The organism is Kitasatospora sp. NPDC023118, assembly GCF_055560875.1.
Genome location: NZ_JBVHHW010000024.1, coordinates 93,296 through 107,291, shown reverse-complemented (window position 1 = coordinate 107,291; position 13,996 = coordinate 93,296). Strand labels below are relative to the sequence as shown.

At 73.4% G+C, this 13,996-nt stretch carries 14 protein-coding genes; 7 read left to right on the top strand and 7 right to left on the bottom strand.

Annotation, left to right across the window (positions count from 1 at the left end; genetic code table 11):
* Nucleotides 1-275: 275 nt before the first annotated feature.
* Together ACZ3UD_RS27665 and ACZ3UD_RS27660 are read right to left on the bottom strand one after the other, a co-directional pair.
* Nucleotides 276-1,640 (bottom strand): cytochrome P450, encoded by a 1,365-nt coding sequence (locus tag ACZ3UD_RS27665; RefSeq protein WP_465593208.1) that lies wholly within the window; start codon nucleotides 1,638-1,640, stop codon nucleotides 276-278.
* A gap of 149 nt (nucleotides 1,641-1,789) precedes the next feature.
* Complete coding sequence (locus tag ACZ3UD_RS27660; protein WP_465593205.1) at nucleotides 1,790-2,857, bottom strand: RNA ligase (ATP); 1,068 nt, start codon at nucleotides 2,855-2,857, stop codon at nucleotides 1,790-1,792.
* A gap of 356 nt (nucleotides 2,858-3,213) precedes the next feature.
* On the opposite strand from ACZ3UD_RS27660, the gene modA reads away from it, so the two are divergent.
* The 3 genes from modA (at nucleotide 3,214) to ACZ3UD_RS27645 (ending at nucleotide 6,113) form a co-directional block, all read left to right on the top strand.
* Nucleotides 3,214-4,062, top strand: coding sequence for a molybdate ABC transporter substrate-binding protein (modA, locus tag ACZ3UD_RS27655; protein WP_465593202.1), 849 nt, complete (start codon nucleotides 3,214-3,216; stop codon nucleotides 4,060-4,062).
* 95 nt (nucleotides 4,063-4,157) lie between these two features.
* On the top strand, nucleotides 4,158-4,958 hold the full coding sequence (locus tag ACZ3UD_RS27650) for an ABC transporter permease (RefSeq protein ID WP_465593293.1): 801 nt from the start codon (nucleotides 4,158-4,160) through the stop codon (nucleotides 4,956-4,958).
* Nucleotides 4,959-5,045: 87 nt separating this feature from the next.
* The gene (locus ACZ3UD_RS27645; protein ID WP_465593198.1) at nucleotides 5,046-6,113 is read left to right on the top strand and encodes an ABC transporter ATP-binding protein; all 1,068 of its coding nucleotides are present in this window, start codon (nucleotides 5,046-5,048) and stop codon (nucleotides 6,111-6,113) included.
* A gap of 31 nt (nucleotides 6,114-6,144) precedes the next feature.
* Here the strand turns inward: ACZ3UD_RS27645 and ACZ3UD_RS27640 are convergent, their stop codons facing one another.
* Nucleotides 6,145-6,852: a response regulator transcription factor gene (locus ACZ3UD_RS27640; RefSeq protein WP_465593195.1), complete on the bottom strand. Its 708-nt coding sequence runs from the start codon at nucleotides 6,850-6,852 to the stop codon at nucleotides 6,145-6,147.
* Nucleotides 6,849-8,120, bottom strand: a complete 1,272-nt coding sequence (locus tag ACZ3UD_RS27635) for a sensor histidine kinase (protein ID WP_465593192.1) — start codon at nucleotides 8,118-8,120, stop codon at nucleotides 6,849-6,851. Before ACZ3UD_RS27635 ends, ACZ3UD_RS27640 begins: the two co-directional genes overlap by 4 nt.
* 236 nt (nucleotides 8,121-8,356) lie before the next feature.
* On the opposite strand from ACZ3UD_RS27635, the gene ACZ3UD_RS27630 reads away from it, so the two are divergent.
* The 3 genes from ACZ3UD_RS27630 to ACZ3UD_RS27620 are packed head-to-tail and all read left to right on the top strand — an operon-like array spanning nucleotide 8,357 to nucleotide 10,787.
* Complete coding sequence (locus ACZ3UD_RS27630) at nucleotides 8,357-9,274, top strand: ABC transporter ATP-binding protein (RefSeq protein ID WP_465593189.1); 918 nt, start codon at nucleotides 8,357-8,359, stop codon at nucleotides 9,272-9,274.
* The gene (locus tag ACZ3UD_RS27625) at nucleotides 9,271-10,017 is read left to right on the top strand and encodes a hypothetical protein (RefSeq protein ID WP_465593186.1); all 747 of its coding nucleotides are present in this window, start codon (nucleotides 9,271-9,273) and stop codon (nucleotides 10,015-10,017) included. The genes ACZ3UD_RS27630 and ACZ3UD_RS27625 overlap by 4 nt, the downstream gene beginning before the upstream one ends.
* A 23-nt stretch (nucleotides 10,018-10,040) precedes the next feature.
* Nucleotides 10,041-10,787, top strand: a complete 747-nt coding sequence (locus ACZ3UD_RS27620; RefSeq protein ID WP_465593183.1) for a hypothetical protein — start codon at nucleotides 10,041-10,043, stop codon at nucleotides 10,785-10,787.
* A 167-nt stretch (nucleotides 10,788-10,954) separates the two neighbouring features.
* On the opposite strand, the gene ACZ3UD_RS27615 is transcribed toward ACZ3UD_RS27620, so the two are convergent.
* The 3 genes from ACZ3UD_RS27615 to ACZ3UD_RS27605 form a co-directional block, all read right to left on the bottom strand.
* Complete coding sequence (locus ACZ3UD_RS27615; RefSeq protein WP_465593180.1) at nucleotides 10,955-11,701, bottom strand: aminoacyl-tRNA hydrolase; 747 nt, start codon at nucleotides 11,699-11,701, stop codon at nucleotides 10,955-10,957.
* A 161-nt stretch (nucleotides 11,702-11,862) separates the two neighbouring features.
* Nucleotides 11,863-12,399 (bottom strand): hypothetical protein, encoded by a 537-nt coding sequence (locus ACZ3UD_RS27610; RefSeq protein ID WP_465593177.1) that lies wholly within the window; start codon nucleotides 12,397-12,399, stop codon nucleotides 11,863-11,865.
* A gap of 68 nt (nucleotides 12,400-12,467) precedes the next feature.
* Entirely contained in the window at nucleotides 12,468-13,397 is a 930-nt protein-coding gene (locus tag ACZ3UD_RS27605) for a hypothetical protein (protein WP_465593174.1), read from the bottom strand.
* 124 nt (nucleotides 13,398-13,521) lie between these two features.
* Here ACZ3UD_RS27605 and ACZ3UD_RS27600 point away from each other — a divergent pair, with 124 nt between their 5' ends.
* Nucleotides 13,522-13,893 carry a YbjQ family protein gene (locus ACZ3UD_RS27600; RefSeq protein WP_465593171.1) on the top strand — a complete coding sequence of 124 codons (372 nt, stop codon included), beginning with the start codon at nucleotides 13,522-13,524 and terminating at the stop codon, nucleotides 13,891-13,893.
* Nucleotides 13,894-13,996 lie beyond the last annotated feature (103 nt).

Below are 13,996 nucleotides of genomic sequence, written 5' to 3'. Positions count from 1 at the left end.
CTATCGAGGGGTCGGAATCGACCACCCGAAGATCTGAAAAGCTGCCCGCACGCCAGGAGCGATGTGTTCGAATGGACCGGTCGTGTGCCCGAAACCCGGCGTGGAACCCGGCGAACGACCGACGGCGGGCAGCGAACGGCGGACAACAGGCAGCAAACAACGAACAGCGGACAGATAACAGATTTCGAAATCTGTTATCTGTCCGCTGAGCGCTGAAAGTTGAGCGCTGAACGCCGAAACCCGACAGCTGCCGGCCGTCAGCCGCTAGCCACCCGTCACCCCACCGCCGCCACCCGCACCCGCATCGCACTCGCCGCCCGCAGCGTGATGCCCTGCGCGAGCGCCACCCGCTGGTCCACCACCTCCACCTCGAAGTCCCGCAAGAGCACCCCGAGGGTCAGCACCGCCTCCAGCATCGAGAAGTGCTGCCCGATGCATGCCCGCGGCCCCCCGCCGAACGGGAACCAGGCGTACCGGTGCCGGGCCTTCTCCTCCTCCGGCAGGAACCGGTCCGGATCGAAGCGCTCCGGCTCCACCCAGTGGTCCGGGTGCCGCTGGGTGACCAGCGGCGCGACCACGACCTGGGCCCCCGCCGGGATGACGTACCCGTCGATGACCGCCTCCTCGACCGCCCGCCGCCCGACCAGCGCCGCCGCCGGGAAGAGCCGCATCGCCTCCTTCAGCACCCGGGTGATGTACGGCAGCCGCTCCAGGTCCGCCGCCGTCGGCGCCCGCCCGGCCAGGACGGTCCGCGCCTCCTCCTGCGCGAGCTTGCGCTGCTCCGGGTGCTTGGCGAGCAGGTGCAGCGCGAAGGCCAGCGAGGTGGCCGTGGTCTCGTGCCCGGCGAGCAGGAACACCAGGACCTGGTCCCGGAGTTCGGCCGGATCCAGCCGTTCCCCGTCCTCGCCGCGGGCCCTTCCGAGCAGTGTCAGCAGGTCGTCCGCGTCCTCGTCGCCGCCCCCGCGCGCGGCCCGCTCGGCGATGATCCGGTCGCAGATCCCGTACAGCGCCCGCTGTGCGTCGGCGCCGCGCCGGTTGCCGGGCGTCGGCCAGTTGCGCGGGAGCCGAACCGGTGCGAAGCCGCGTTCCTTGATGTACTCGCCGAGCGCCGGGAAGCTGCGGTTCACCACCTCCACCGCCTCCTCCACGTCGGCGCCGAAGAGGATCCGCGCCACCGCGCGCAGCGCGAACCGCGACATCTCCTCCGCCGCGTCCACCACCCCGCCCGGCACGGCCCGCCACCGCTCGGCGAGCGCCTGCGCCTCCTGGGCGAGCGCGTCGGCGTAGCCGTCCACCCGACGCCGAGTGAACAGCGGCTGGATCAGCCGGCGCTGGCGCTGGTAGTCGCCGTCCTGGCTGGTGAGTAGCCCGTTGCCGACGCTGGTCCGCAGCTCGTCGTAGAAGCTGTTCTCCTTGCGGAAGTTGGCCGCCTCGGTGCCCAGCACCTGGTGGACGCCCTCGGGCGAGAACACACCGTAGAACTCGACGCGCAGGCCGGGCGGCCCGGCCTGGAAGCGCACCACGTCCCCGTAGTCGCGACGGGCCGCGAGGTAGGTGCGCAGTGGACGGCGGGTGAGGTCGAAGAGCGACCCGACCAGGGGGTTCCCGGCCGGTCCGGGTACGGCGGCTGCGGTGGTCATCGGCACTCCTTCTGCGCTGGCGATCCTTCAACCTTACTGACGGGTATTCAGCCGTGGAAGCGTCGGGCGCAAACGCGCGGGCGGGCGCGCATCGTGCACACCCGCCCCGACCGCGCACCCGCCCCGACCGCGGGCGCCGAGCGCCCGGCTCACTCGTACTCGGTGCCGCCCTTGCGCGTCAGATAGGCGTCGCTGACCACCTTGGCGATCGCCCGCCCGCCCAGCACCGGACTCCAGCGCTCGGCGACCGGCCGGACCACCACGCCCTCGCGCAGGTGGAGTTCGCGCCCGGAGTGGGCCTCCCTGCCCTGCGCGTACGCCAGCACCGTCCCGGCGTCGAACGGCCCGCGCCACAGCTCGGGCACCAACGACAGTTCGCCTTCCAGCAGTTCGGCGGCGGGCAGCCAGGTCAGCTGCCCGTCGAGCACGGCCGACACGTCGAACGCGGCGTAGCCGGGCCGTTCGGTGCGCGCGGAGGCCCCGTACGTCAGGTCCTGGACGCCCTCGCCGAACACCTCGCCGAAGATGCCGACCCGCTCGGCGCCCAGCCGCTCGGCCAGTCGGGCCGCCACCTCCGCGATGCCGTAGCCGCGCACCGCCCGCCAGTACAGGTTGCGCCCGTCCTCGGCCAGCGCCAGCCCCTGCGCGCCGATCCCCTTGGAGGAGACCCGCACCCCGCCGGTGGCGGCGGTGTAGGTGACCAGGCAGCAACTGCCGTGCAGCTTCTCGGTCAGCACCACCGGCTCGCCTGACTCGAAGACGTCCGGGTAGCGCTTGAGGTTCTCGACGTCCACCCAGGGCAGCAGGTCCGGCGCGCTGACCACCTCACCGCTCATCGAGGTCGGCACCGGCGGCTGCCACTTGACGATCCCGAGCAGCTCGGCGAAGTCCTCGCCCCGGTCCGCGGCCCCGGCCAGGTCGGTGTCGGCGAGCGCGGCGGGCCGGCAGACGATGCCCTGGGAGAGCTCCCCGCGCAGCCGTACCGCCTTCACCCGGTTCGCCCGCGCACCGGCCAGCTTGCCGGTCAGTCCGATCTCCTCGATCAACTCGTCGGGGAGAACAGCCTGTTCGGGGATGTAGAGGGCGACGTCGCCGGTCCGGTAGGCACCCTTCGCGACCACCGCGCGGTAGAGGCCGACCTGCGCCAACTCCAGAGCATCGGCGTTCGGATGCTCGAGAATGACCAGCCTCTCGGCGGTGACCCGAAGTGTGGACATGGGTGGACTCCTCCCCTGGGCTCGGCCGTTGGGACCGACGCGACCGCTCCTCGGCCGTACGGCCGGGCTGCGAACACTCTGGCCGTTCGACCGGCCTCGGTGCGACGTATTTTCCACGCCGGGCCACCTGCCACCCCCGCCCAGCGGTCCGCCCCGCCGGACCGTCCGCGAACACGAACCGTCCGTGCACGTTTGAGCCTTCCCACAGCCGGCCCGAGCCCCTTCCCCCACCCCGCCTGTGCGAAGCGACAGAGGATTTATCGCTCGCATCTGCGGCACTATGATCGCCATCACGGCCGCACCTGCGGTCACGCCTCCGCGCCCCTTCCGGCGCGAACCCTGGAGGGGAAGCACCGATGAGCACCCACACCACCGCCACCCGCAGACTCGCCGTCGCCGCCGCGGCGGCCCTCGCCTTCAGCCTCGGGGTCACCGCCTGCGGCAGCGACGGCGGCTCCACCTCCTCGGCCGCGAGCAGCAGCGCGAGCACCACGGGCGGCGCGACCGGCAACAGCAGCGCCCCGAAGGCCCACGGCGACATCACTGTGTTCGCCGCCGCCTCGCTCAAGGAGACCTTCACCGACCTCGGCAAGAAGTTCGAGGCCGCCAACCCGGGCACCAAGGTCACGTTCAACTTCGGCGGCAGCTCCGCCCTCGCCACCAGCATCAACTCGGGTGCCCCGGCGGACGTGTTCGCCGCCGCCAGCCCGGCCACCATGAAGACCGTCACCGACGCGGGCGGTGCCGGCGGCGAACCGAAGACCTTCGTGAAGAACACCCTCACCATCGCCGTGCCCAAGGGCAACCCCAAGCACATCGCGGGCCTGAAGGACCTCACCGCCCCCGGTGTGAAGGTCGCGCTGTGCGCAAAGGAGGTGCCCTGCGGCGCCGCCGCCCAGACCGCGCTGAAGGCCGCGGGCCTCAACCTCACCCCGGTCACCCTGGAGCAGGACGTCAAGGGCGCGCTCACCAAGGTCGAGCTCGGCGAGGTCGACGCCTCGCTGGTGTACAAGACCGATGTGCAGTCCGATGCTGCGAAGATCGACGGCGTGGACTTCCCCGAGGCCGACAAGGCCGTGAACGACTACCCGATCGCCGCGCTCGCCAAGGCACCGAACAAGGACGGCGCCGCCGCCTTTGTCGCCTACATCCAGTCGCCCGAGGCCAAGCAGGTGCTGACCGCGGCGGGCTTCCAGGCGCCGTGAAGAAGCGCACCACCGGCCGCGACGGCAACCGTGCCGACGGCCGCGGCGGCTCCGGGGACCAGGGCGCCCCGGCGACGGCAGGACCGGCGAGGGTCCTGTCTCGCCGCCGCCCGGGCCCGCAGCGCGTCCCGGTCACGCTGCTGCTCCCGGCGCTGCTCGGGCTGGCGTTCCTGATCCTTCCGCTGGTGGGCCTGCTGGTCCGGGCGCCGTGGAGCGGCCTGTCCGAGCAGCTCACCAGCACCGCCGTCTGGGACGCCCTGCGGCTGTCGCTGATCTGCGCGACGGCCGCCACCGCGGTCTCGCTGGTCCTCGGCGTCCCACTGGCCTGGCTGCTCGCCCGCACCGAGCTGCCCGGACGGCGGGTGATCCGGGCGCTGGTCACCCTGCCGCTGGTGCTGCCGCCGGTGGTCGGCGGTGTGGCGCTGCTGCTGGTGCTGGGACGACGCGGGATCGTCGGCTCCTGGCTGGACTCCGCCCTCGGCATCACGCTGCCCTTCACCACCACCGGGGTCGTGATCGCCGAGGCCTTCGTGGCGATGCCCTTCCTGGTGATCAGCGTCGAGGGCGCGCTACGGGCGGCCGACCCCCGCTACGAGGAGGCCGCCGCGACCCTGGGCGCCTCCCGGCTGACCGCGTTCCGCCGGGTCACCCTGCCGATGATCGCCCCGGGGATCGCCGCCGGGGCCGTCCTGGCCTGGGCCCGGGCGCTCGGCGAGTTCGGCGCGACGATCACCTTCGCGGGCAACTTCCCGGGCCGCACCCAGACCATGCCGCTGGCCGTCTACCTGGCCATGGAGTCCGATCCGGAGGCCGCGATCGCGCTGTCGATGGTCCTGCTGGCGGTCTCCGTCGCCGTCCTGGTAGGCCTGCGCGACCGCTGGATGTCGACCCCTTGACCCGACCCGCCCCCTGAACCAACCCGGCCCCCGACCCGAACCGGCCCCGAAGCGAACGAACCGCCCCTGAACCGAGATGCAGAGCCGATGAGCACCCCGAGCCCCGCCCTGGACGCCCGCCTCCGGGTGGACCGCGCCGCGTTCACCCTCGACCTCGCGCTCACCGCCGCCCCCGGCGAGGTGGTCGCACTGCTCGGCCCGAACGGCGCCGGCAAGTCCACCGCCCTGCGCGCACTGGCCGGCCTCCTCCCGCTCACCGGCGGCCACCTGCGCCTGGACGGCCACGTCCTGGAGGATCCGGCGCGGCGCCTGCACACCCCCGCCGAGGCGCGGCCGGTCGGCGTGGTGTTCCAGGACTACCTGCTGTTCCCGCACCTCAGTGCCCTCGACAACGTCGCCTTCGGCCCGCGCTGCCAGGGCCGCCCGAAGCGCGAGGCCCGGGCCGAGGCCGCGGCCTGGCTGGACCGGATGGGCCTGGCCGAGCACGCCGCGGTACGTCCGGGCCGGCTGTCCGGCGGCCAGGCGCAGCGGGTGGCACTCGCCCGGGCGCTGGCCGTTCGACCCCGGCTGCTCCTGCTGGACGAGCCGCTGGCCGCTCTGGACGCCCGCACCCGGCTCGACGTACGGGCCCAACTGCGGAGCCATCTGGCCGGGTTCGAGGCGGTGGCGGTGCTGGTGACGCACGACCCGCTGGACGCCATGGTGCTGGCCGACCGGCTGGTGGTGATCGAGGACGGCCGGGAGGTGCAGTCCGGCAGCCCGGCGGAGGTCGCCCGGCGGCCGCGCACCGACTACATCGCCCGCCTGGTCGGACTGAACCTGTACCAGGGCCGGGCCGAGGGCCCCCGGGTCACCCTCCCGGACGGCACGGTCGTGGCCACCGCCGAGGAGCTGACCGGCCCGGCCTTCGTGGCCTTCCCGCCCTCCGCGGTGACCCTGTACCGGGAGCGGCCGCAGTCCAGTGCCCGCAACCTGTGGAAGGCCGAGGTCACCGGCCTGGACCTGCACGGCGACCAGGTGCGCGCCGAGCTGTCCGGGGAGCTGCCGATGGCCGCCGACCTCACCCCGGCCGCGGTCGCGGAGCTGGGGCTGGCGCCGGGGGCGGCGGTTTGGGCCTCAGTGAAGGCCACCCAGACCCACGCCTACCCGGCCTGACCGCGCAGCCGGCCGGCCCGGCCCGCCGGGGTCATTCCGACGGCTCGACGAACCCCGACTCGTACGCCGCGATCACCGCCTGGGTGCGGTCCCGCGCGCCGAGCTTCGCCAGCACGCTGCTGACGTGTGTCTTCACCGTCTGCACCCCGAGGAACAGTTGCTCGGCGATCTCCCCGTTGCTGAGCCCGCGCGCCATCAGCCGCAGCACCTCCGCCTCGCGCTCGGTCAGCGCCGCCCGGGCCATGGCGGCGCGGGCGGTGGGGTTGCCGTGCCCGGCCGCCAGGCGGCGGATCGCGGCCGGGAACAGCAGCGACTCGCCCGCCGCCACCAGCCGTACCGCGTGGGCGATCTCGGCCGGGCGGGAGCGCTTGAGCAGGAAGCCGTCGGCGCCCGCGCGCAGCGCCTGGTAGACGTAGTCGTCGTTCTCGAAGGTGGTCACCACCAGGATCCGCGGCGGCCGCTCCCCCGACCCGTCGGGTCGCAGCAGCTCGCGGGTGGCCGCCAGGCCGTCCAGGACGGGCATCCGGACGTCCATCAGCACCACCTGCGGGCGCAGCTCGCGGGCCAGGGCCACCGCCTCCGCGCCGTCGGCCGCCTCGCCGACGACCCGCAGGTCGCCCTGGGCCTCCAGAACGGCCCGCATCCCGACCCGGACCAGCTCCTCGTCGTCGGCGAGCAGGATGTCGGTCAGGCCGGCCGCGCCCGCGGTCCGGCGGTCATCCGCAAGATCATTCGTCACGAGCCCAAGCGTAGGGGCAGTCGGACCTCGAGCACCCACTCCCCGTTCCCGTCGGCGGACAGCCCAACGGACGAGCCGACGGACGAGCCGACGGACGAGCCGACGGACGCCCCAGCCGAGAGTCCGGCCGGCGGCCCGGCGGACGGCCCGGCGCTTGCCTCGCCGCCGAGCAGAGTGGCGCGCTCGCGGATGCCGCGCAGTCCCTTGCCGCCCTTGCGCGACGTGCCCCGGCCCGCCCCCGGCACCAGCCGGTTGGCGCAGCGCAGCTCCAACTTCCCCTCCCGGACGGCGACCTGGACGTCGACCGGTTCGCCGGGCGCGTACTTGAGCGCGTTGGTGACGCCCTCCTGGACGATCCGGTAGGACTCCCGCGAGAGTACCCCGGGCAGCACGCCGACTGGCACCTCGATCCGCGCCTCGACCGGGCTGCCGGCCGCGCGGGCGGTGTCGAACAGCGCGGGCAGCTGGTCGACGCCGGGCTGCTCGGTGGCCGCGCCGCCGGCCGCCCCCGCCGGGCTCTCGCGCAGCAGGACGAGGGTGCGTTCGAGGTCCTCCATCGCCTGCCGCCCGGTCTCCTCGATGACTTCGAGCGCTTTGGCGACGAAGGCCGGGTCCCCCACCTCGCGCGCCGCGCCAGCCTGAAGGACCGTCACCGTCAGTGCGTGGCCGATGGAGTCGTGCAGCTCGCGGGCCAACCGGTTGCGCTCCAGTAGCCGTTCGGCCCGCAGCTCCGCCTCCGCCAACCGCTCCGCCGGGGACGGCCCCAGCAGCCGTGCGGCCATGGCGAGTTGGAGGCGCCCCGTCCACACCACCAGCCAGCCGTAGCCGATCGCCAGCACCGGGGCGAGCGGGAGGTACCACAGGGCATGCGGCCCGGTCAGCAGGTCGAAGGCCGGGCTGAGGCCGAAGACCGTCGCGAAGCCGATCGCCGAACCGAGCACCACCCGCCCGATCAGCCAGCCCGCCGTGCGCCGCCGGTCGGCCCAGGTGCGGGAGGGCTCGACGGCGATGTCCTCCTCACGGTCGGGCACCAGCAGCAGCCGGGCCTGCACGCCCTCGGCCCGGCGAGCGGCCGGGATGAGCGCGACCAGCGCGAGCAGGACGGTGTCCAACCAGACGGCCCCCGCCAGGATCTCACCCAGGCTCTTCTGGTACGTCCCCGGGTAGATCAGCAGGACCACGCCGGCGAAGATCCACCCGACCAGCAGGTGCAACAGCCGGGCGTAGGTGGCACCGGCCACTAGCGGCGCGAGGAACCTGGGCAGCACGCACCCGGGCGCTCCGCCTCTAAGTCGTCCGATCCGGGACGCGGTCATTCTTGGCACCGGGCCATCCTGCCAGGTCAACAGCCCTCCTTCGGTCCCCCGCGGGGCCGTCGCGAGCTCCCTCCCAGGAGGGAGGCGCGTCCCCACCCCGGCGGGATCCGCCCACGGTCCCGCTCCGGTCGAATGGAACCACCGTCCGGAGCACTGGCGGTGACCACCTGTGGAAAGGAAGGGCGGCCGTGATCGAGATCCAGGGCCTGACCAAGGACTACGACGGCCGGCGGGTCGTCGACGACCTGTCGTTCGGGGTCCGGCCCGGCGTGGTGACCGGATTCCTCGGCCCGAACGGCGCCGGGAAGAGCACCACCATGCGGCTGATCCTCGGCCTGGACCGTCCCACCGCCGGGCATGCCCTGGTCGGCGGCCGCCCGTACGCCGAACTCACCACGCCGCTACGGCAGGTCGGCGCGCTGCTGGACGCCCACGCCCTGCACGGCGGCCGGACGGCGCAGGGCCACCTGCGCTGGATCGCCGCGAGCAACGGCCTGCCGCAGCGGCGGGTCGGCGAGGTGCTGGCCCAGGTCGGACTGACGGAGGCGGGCGGGCGCCGGATCCGGGGCTTCTCGCTCGGGATGCGCCAGCGCCTCGGGGTGGCCGCGGCGCTGCTCGGGGACCCGCCGGTGCTGCTGCTGGACGAACCGGTGAACGGCCTGGACCCGGAAGGCATCCGCTGGATCCGCACCCTGCTGCGCGACCTGGCCGCCGAGGGCCGGGCGGTGCTGGTCTCCTCCCACCTGATGACCGAAATGGCGCTCACCGCCGACCACTTGGTGGTGATCGGCCGAGGCCGGCTGCTCGCGGACGCCGCCACCTCCGAGTTCATCGACCGCCACGGCCGCACCCGGATCCGGGTCCGCGCCGTCGATGCGGCCAAGCTGGCCGCCCTGCTCGGCGGGGACGGCCACGGCCTGGACGCCGTCGAAGTCGACGGCGGCGCCTGGGAGGTGGCCGGCGCCGAACCCGAGCGGATCGCCGCGCTCGCCGCCGCCAACGGCGTGGTGCTGTACGAGATCGCGGTCCAACAGGACTCGCTGGAGGAGGCGTTCATGCGGATGACCGCCGACAGCGTCGACTACCGGGCGGAGGCCGCCGTATGAATTCGCCGTCGTACGCCGTCAACGCCTTCCGCGCCGAGCGGATCAAGCTCACCACGCTGCGCTCGCTCTGGCTGGCGCCGCTGCTCTCCGTACTGCTCACCGCCGGGGTCACCACGGCCGTCGGCGCGGCACTCGGCGACAAGGACCACAACATCACCGACGACCCGGGCGTCGGCATCTTCTACGGGCTCAACTTCGGCCAGGCGGTGCTGGTCGCTTTCGGCGTCCTGCTGATCGGCCAGGAGTTCAACACCCGGATGCTCGACGTCTCGCTCGCCGCCGTCCCCCGGCGCGGTCGACTCTACGGCGCCAAGCTGGCGTTGGGCGCTCTGATCGGCCTCGGCGTGGGCGCGCTCGGCACGGCGGGCGCCTTCGCCGGGTACGCGGCCACCGTGCCCGCCGACTGGCACGGCTCCGCCTTCGCCCGCGCGGCCACGGCCGGAGTGCTGTACCCGACGCTGCTGGTGGTGCTCTGCCTCGGACTGACCGCGATGCTGGGCAACCTCACCGCAGCCATGGGCCTGTTGACCCCGACCGTGTTCCTGCTCTCGCCGATGCTGGGCGGCCTGCCCGGGGCGCGCCACGTGTTCCAGTTCCTGCCCGACCGGGCCGGGCAGTACGCGCTGCGCTACGCCGACGACCCGCAGACCGCGTACGGGCACTGGACCGGACTGCTGATCATGGCGCTCTGGACGGCGCTGGCGGCGTACGGCGGGCTGCGGGCGATGCGGCGCGCCAAGTGACCCTGAGTGAAGGAGAGATGAGGATGAGTCTCGGCAACGCCCTGCGCGCCGAACGGATCAAGTTCACCACCCTGCCCTCACAGTGGTCTGCGCCGCTGACCGCCGTGGTCATGACGGTCGGAGTCACCGCAGCAGTCAACGCCGCCTACGGAGCGAAGGACCACACCCCCGGCGAGGACCCGGCCGGCGGGATCTACTACGGCCTGCTGTTCGGCCATGTGGCCGTGGCCTGCCTCGGGATCCTGCTGATCGGGCAGGAGTTCAACACCCGGGTGATCGCCACCTCGCTCACCGCCGTCCCCCGGCGCGGCCGACTGTACGGCGCCAAGCTCGCGCTCGGCGCCGTGCTCGGCCTGCTGGTGGGAGTGGCGTCGACGGCGGGCTCCTTCCTCGCCGTTCGCGCCACCGTGGGCCTGGACCTGTCCACCCCGGGCCTGGCCCGCAGCTTCCTGGCCGGCGTGCTCTACCACCCGATGATGGTGCTGATCTGCCTCGGACTGACCGCGATGCTGGGCAACTTCAGCGCGGCGCTCGGCCTGCTCACCCCGATGGTCTTCCTCGGCACCACCTGGCTGGCCGCGATCCCGGGCGTCCGCGAGGCCGGCCAGTTCCTGCCCGACCGGGCCGGCCTGTACGCGACGCGCACCCAGCCCGAACCGGGCATCCACTACGGGCACTGGACCGGGCTGCTGATCATGGCACTCTGGACGGCCGCGGCGGTGTACGGCGGGTGGCGGGCGATGCGGCGGTACGAGGCCTCGGGCTCCTGACGACGGCGGCCGACGCGGGGCATCCGGCAGCTGGCAACGAACAGCGAACGGATGACAGATGTCGAAATCTGTCATCCGTTCGCTGTTATCTGTTCCCTGTTATCTGTTCCCTGCTACCTGCCACTCGCCACCCGAGCCCGGTCGGACTCCCCGTCCCCCGCCACCCGTCACCGCAGCGCCGGATGGTCCGCGATCACCGTGCAGCTGCCCGGCGCGATCTCCGTGAAGCCGGCGTCCTGGACCACCGGCAGCCCGCTGCGGACCAGCCCCTCCCACGCCTCCGGCGAGGCCGTGCGGACCGCGAGCGCGAACCCGGACTCCGCCCACTCCTTGCGCTGCGCGTCGTCCAGTCGCCACCAGGCGAGCTGAGCCGCGTGCCCGGTCTGCGCCATCGTCTTGCCCGCGCTCATCTCCAGCTCCGGGTTGAGCCACAACACCGGCAGCCCCGGCTCGGGCGCGCCGACCTCGGCCGTCTCCTCCAGATCCGTCCCGGAGACCTGGAGCTTGGCGAGCTCCTTCGGCCAGCCGTCCAGCGGAATCGGCGGGAACACCCGCACCTCCGCCTCCCGCCCCCGCACCGTGATGCCCGGCAGCTCCCCGGCCCGGCGCCACTCCCCACCCCGGGCCCGCCGGACCACCTTACGGATCCGGGCGTCCTCCCAGGCCGTGACCTGCTCCGCCCACTCGCCCTCCGCCTCGGTCACCCGGGGGTCGGCGAGCAACGTGAGCACCGCCCGCGCCGAGGTCTCCAGCGCGTCCGTCCGCCCCGGCGGCGTGGCCTTCTCCAGCCGGACGACCAGCGGCAGCACGTACTGCGGCCGCGCGTCACGGCCCTCGGGGGCGGGAGAGTCCCCGGAAGCGGAAGCGTCGTCGGGAGCGGGAACGGGGGCCGGGGCATCGAACGGAGAAGTCACCCGTCCAGCATGCCAGCCCCGCCACCACCCACCCCGGCCTGCCCCCCACCCCCACCCCCAGCACAGTCGCAAGGCAAAGCCGCTCAGCACAGTCCTTCAGCACAGCCCTCCAGTGCAGCCACCCCACTCAACCGCCCAACCCAACCACCCGACCCAACCGCTCAGCGCAGCCGCTGCCGCAGCTCGTCCACCGCCGCCCGGATGCCCGCGCTGTACACGTCCTCCGGCAGCGCGTCCAAGCTCCGCACCGCCCGCTCCAGCTGCTCGCGCGCGAGGTCCGGCTCGCCGAGCTTGAGGTGGTCCGAGGCCAGGTTGAGGTGCAGCGAGGGATAGAAGGCACGCACCTGGAGGGCCGACTCGTACGTCTGGGCACGCTCGGCGGTCAGCGAGTCGGCGGCCGCGAGGGCCCGCCGGTCCCACTCCAGCTCGGCTCGCGGGTCGTCCTGCAGGTCGGCCAGATAGTGCGCCAGGACGCAGCGGTGGAACACGTCCCGCTCGCCCAGCGCCTCCCACAGCGCCTCGAAGCTGGCCCGCGCCTCGGCCGTCCGCCCGCGCTGCGCCGCCTGCACACCGTCCAGCCCGAGCGCGATCCGGGCCAACCCCGGCTCGTCCCCGCCCGACTCCCCCGAGGACGGACCGGGCACACCCGCACCACCGAGCGGACCGGGCACACCGGACGTACCAGACACATCGGACATGTCCGCAGCCTAACCGCCCACCCGCCGCCGCGCCCGGCCCACCGGAAGGACCACCAGTCGACGCCCGCTCAGCGCCGGTACCCGCGCTGGGGGTCCCGTTCCTCCGCATCCTCGTACATCAGGAACCACCCTTCCGGGTGCGTCGCCGCCAGCAGCAGTTCGGTGCGCTGTTCCGCGCCCAGCTCCGGGTCCCCCTCGTCCGGCCCGTACACGCCGAACAGCTCGTCGTGGCAGCCGTCCCAGTCGTAGTCGTACAGGTCGGCCGGCAGGTCGCCCATCATGTCGGCCACCGACTCGGGCTGGGAGCCCAGCAGCACCCGGGCATCCACCAGCGCCATCCGCAGCGCGATCTCCTCGGCCAGGCAGCGCGGCAGCGGCCACTCTCCGAGTGCGAGGTCGTCGGCCAGGTCGTCGAAGGCCCGGGCCATCGAGCGGCGCCAGCCCCGGTGGAGGCGCCAGGTGCACTGGGGCAGCCGGGCGAAGACCGTCCAGTCGGTGTCCTCGGCCTCGACCACCGGGTCGTCCCCGTGCTCGTCGAGGTCGTCGTACGCGGCGTCACCCAGGCCGATCAGCTGGGCGTGCAGCAGGCAGGCGGTGCGCGGGGTGAGGGTCCAGTCGGCGCCCGCGCCGCCGTCCTCGTCCTCGTCGTCCAGCGGGAACAACTCGGCGAAGTCCGGCGTGAAGTCCTCGGTGACGCTGATCTCCAGGGTGCCGCCGATCGCCTCCACCCCCGGGATGGCGGCCACCAGCCGGTCGGGGTGCAGCAGCGCGCCGAGCGCCGCGTTGGCGTCCTCGGCCACCTCGCGCAGCAGTTCCCGGCGCTGGCCGGCCGGGTCGATGCCCTCGAAGTCCAGCTCCTCGACGGCCCTGATCGCGGCCGCGCGCAGTGCCGGCCAGTCGGTGATCCGCAGGCCCAGCACCACCGTCGCCTCGATCTCCGGCGCGCCGGAGTACTCCGCCGCGCCCGGCCCCTGTGGATGATCGCTTCGCTCGCCCATGGGGCTACGGTACGGCTTTTCGGCCGCCCGATCACCGGTCTGAACCAGCTTGGCGAAGCCTTCTCGGCCATGTCCCGGCCGCGCCTCTGTCACTCGGACGCACCACCCCGGCAGGATGGGCTCCATGGCTGACATCAACGAGTACGGCGGCGGGCAGGGCCCGAACGCCGACGTCCTGGTCGTGACCACCAACGACATCCCCGGCTTCCGGGTCGACCACGTGATCGGCGAGGTCTTCGGACTGACCGTGCGCAGCCGCCACATCGGCAGCCAGATCGGCGCCGGGCTGAAGTCGCTGATCGGCGGTGAGCTGCGGGGTCTGACGAAGACCCTGGTCGAGAGCCGCAACGAGGCGATGGAGCGGCTGATCGAGCAGACCAAGGCTCGCGGCGGCAACGCGGTGCTGATGATGCGCTTCGACGTGACCGAGGCGGCGGACGTGGGCACCGAGGTCTGCGCCTACGGCACCGCCGCGGTGATCTCCCCGATCGCCTGAACCGCCACCGGTGCGCGGGCGGCACCACGGCGCCGATGACGCGCCTCGACGCGACCACGGCGACCGGCGTGGGCACCGGGAACAGCCACCGACCCCCCAGATG

Bases quoted from the DNA above. Each gene is read 5' to 3' on its own strand.
- ACZ3UD_RS27665 (WP_465593208.1), bottom strand. From the start codon at position 1,640: ATGACCACCGCAGCCGCCGTACCCGGACCGGCCGGGAACCCCCTGGTC.
- ACZ3UD_RS27660 (WP_465593205.1), bottom strand. From the start codon at position 2,857: ATGTCCACACTTCGGGTCACCGCCGAGAGGCTGGTCATTCTCGAGCAT.
- modA (WP_465593202.1), top strand. From the start codon at position 3,214: ATGAGCACCCACACCACCGCCACCCGCAGACTCGCCGTCGCCGCCGCG.
- ACZ3UD_RS27645 (WP_465593198.1), top strand. From the start codon at position 5,046: ATGAGCACCCCGAGCCCCGCCCTGGACGCCCGCCTCCGGGTGGACCGC.
- ACZ3UD_RS27625 (WP_465593186.1), top strand. From the start codon at position 9,271: ATGAATTCGCCGTCGTACGCCGTCAACGCCTTCCGCGCCGAGCGGATC.
- ACZ3UD_RS27620 (WP_465593183.1), top strand. From the start codon at position 10,041: ATGAGTCTCGGCAACGCCCTGCGCGCCGAACGGATCAAGTTCACCACC.
- ACZ3UD_RS27610 (WP_465593177.1), bottom strand. From the start codon at position 12,399: ATGTCCGATGTGTCTGGTACGTCCGGTGTGCCCGGTCCGCTCGGTGGT.
- ACZ3UD_RS27605 (WP_465593174.1), bottom strand. From the start codon at position 13,397: ATGGGCGAGCGAAGCGATCATCCACAGGGGCCGGGCGCGGCGGAGTAC.
- ACZ3UD_RS27600 (WP_465593171.1), top strand. From the start codon at position 13,522: ATGGCTGACATCAACGAGTACGGCGGCGGGCAGGGCCCGAACGCCGAC.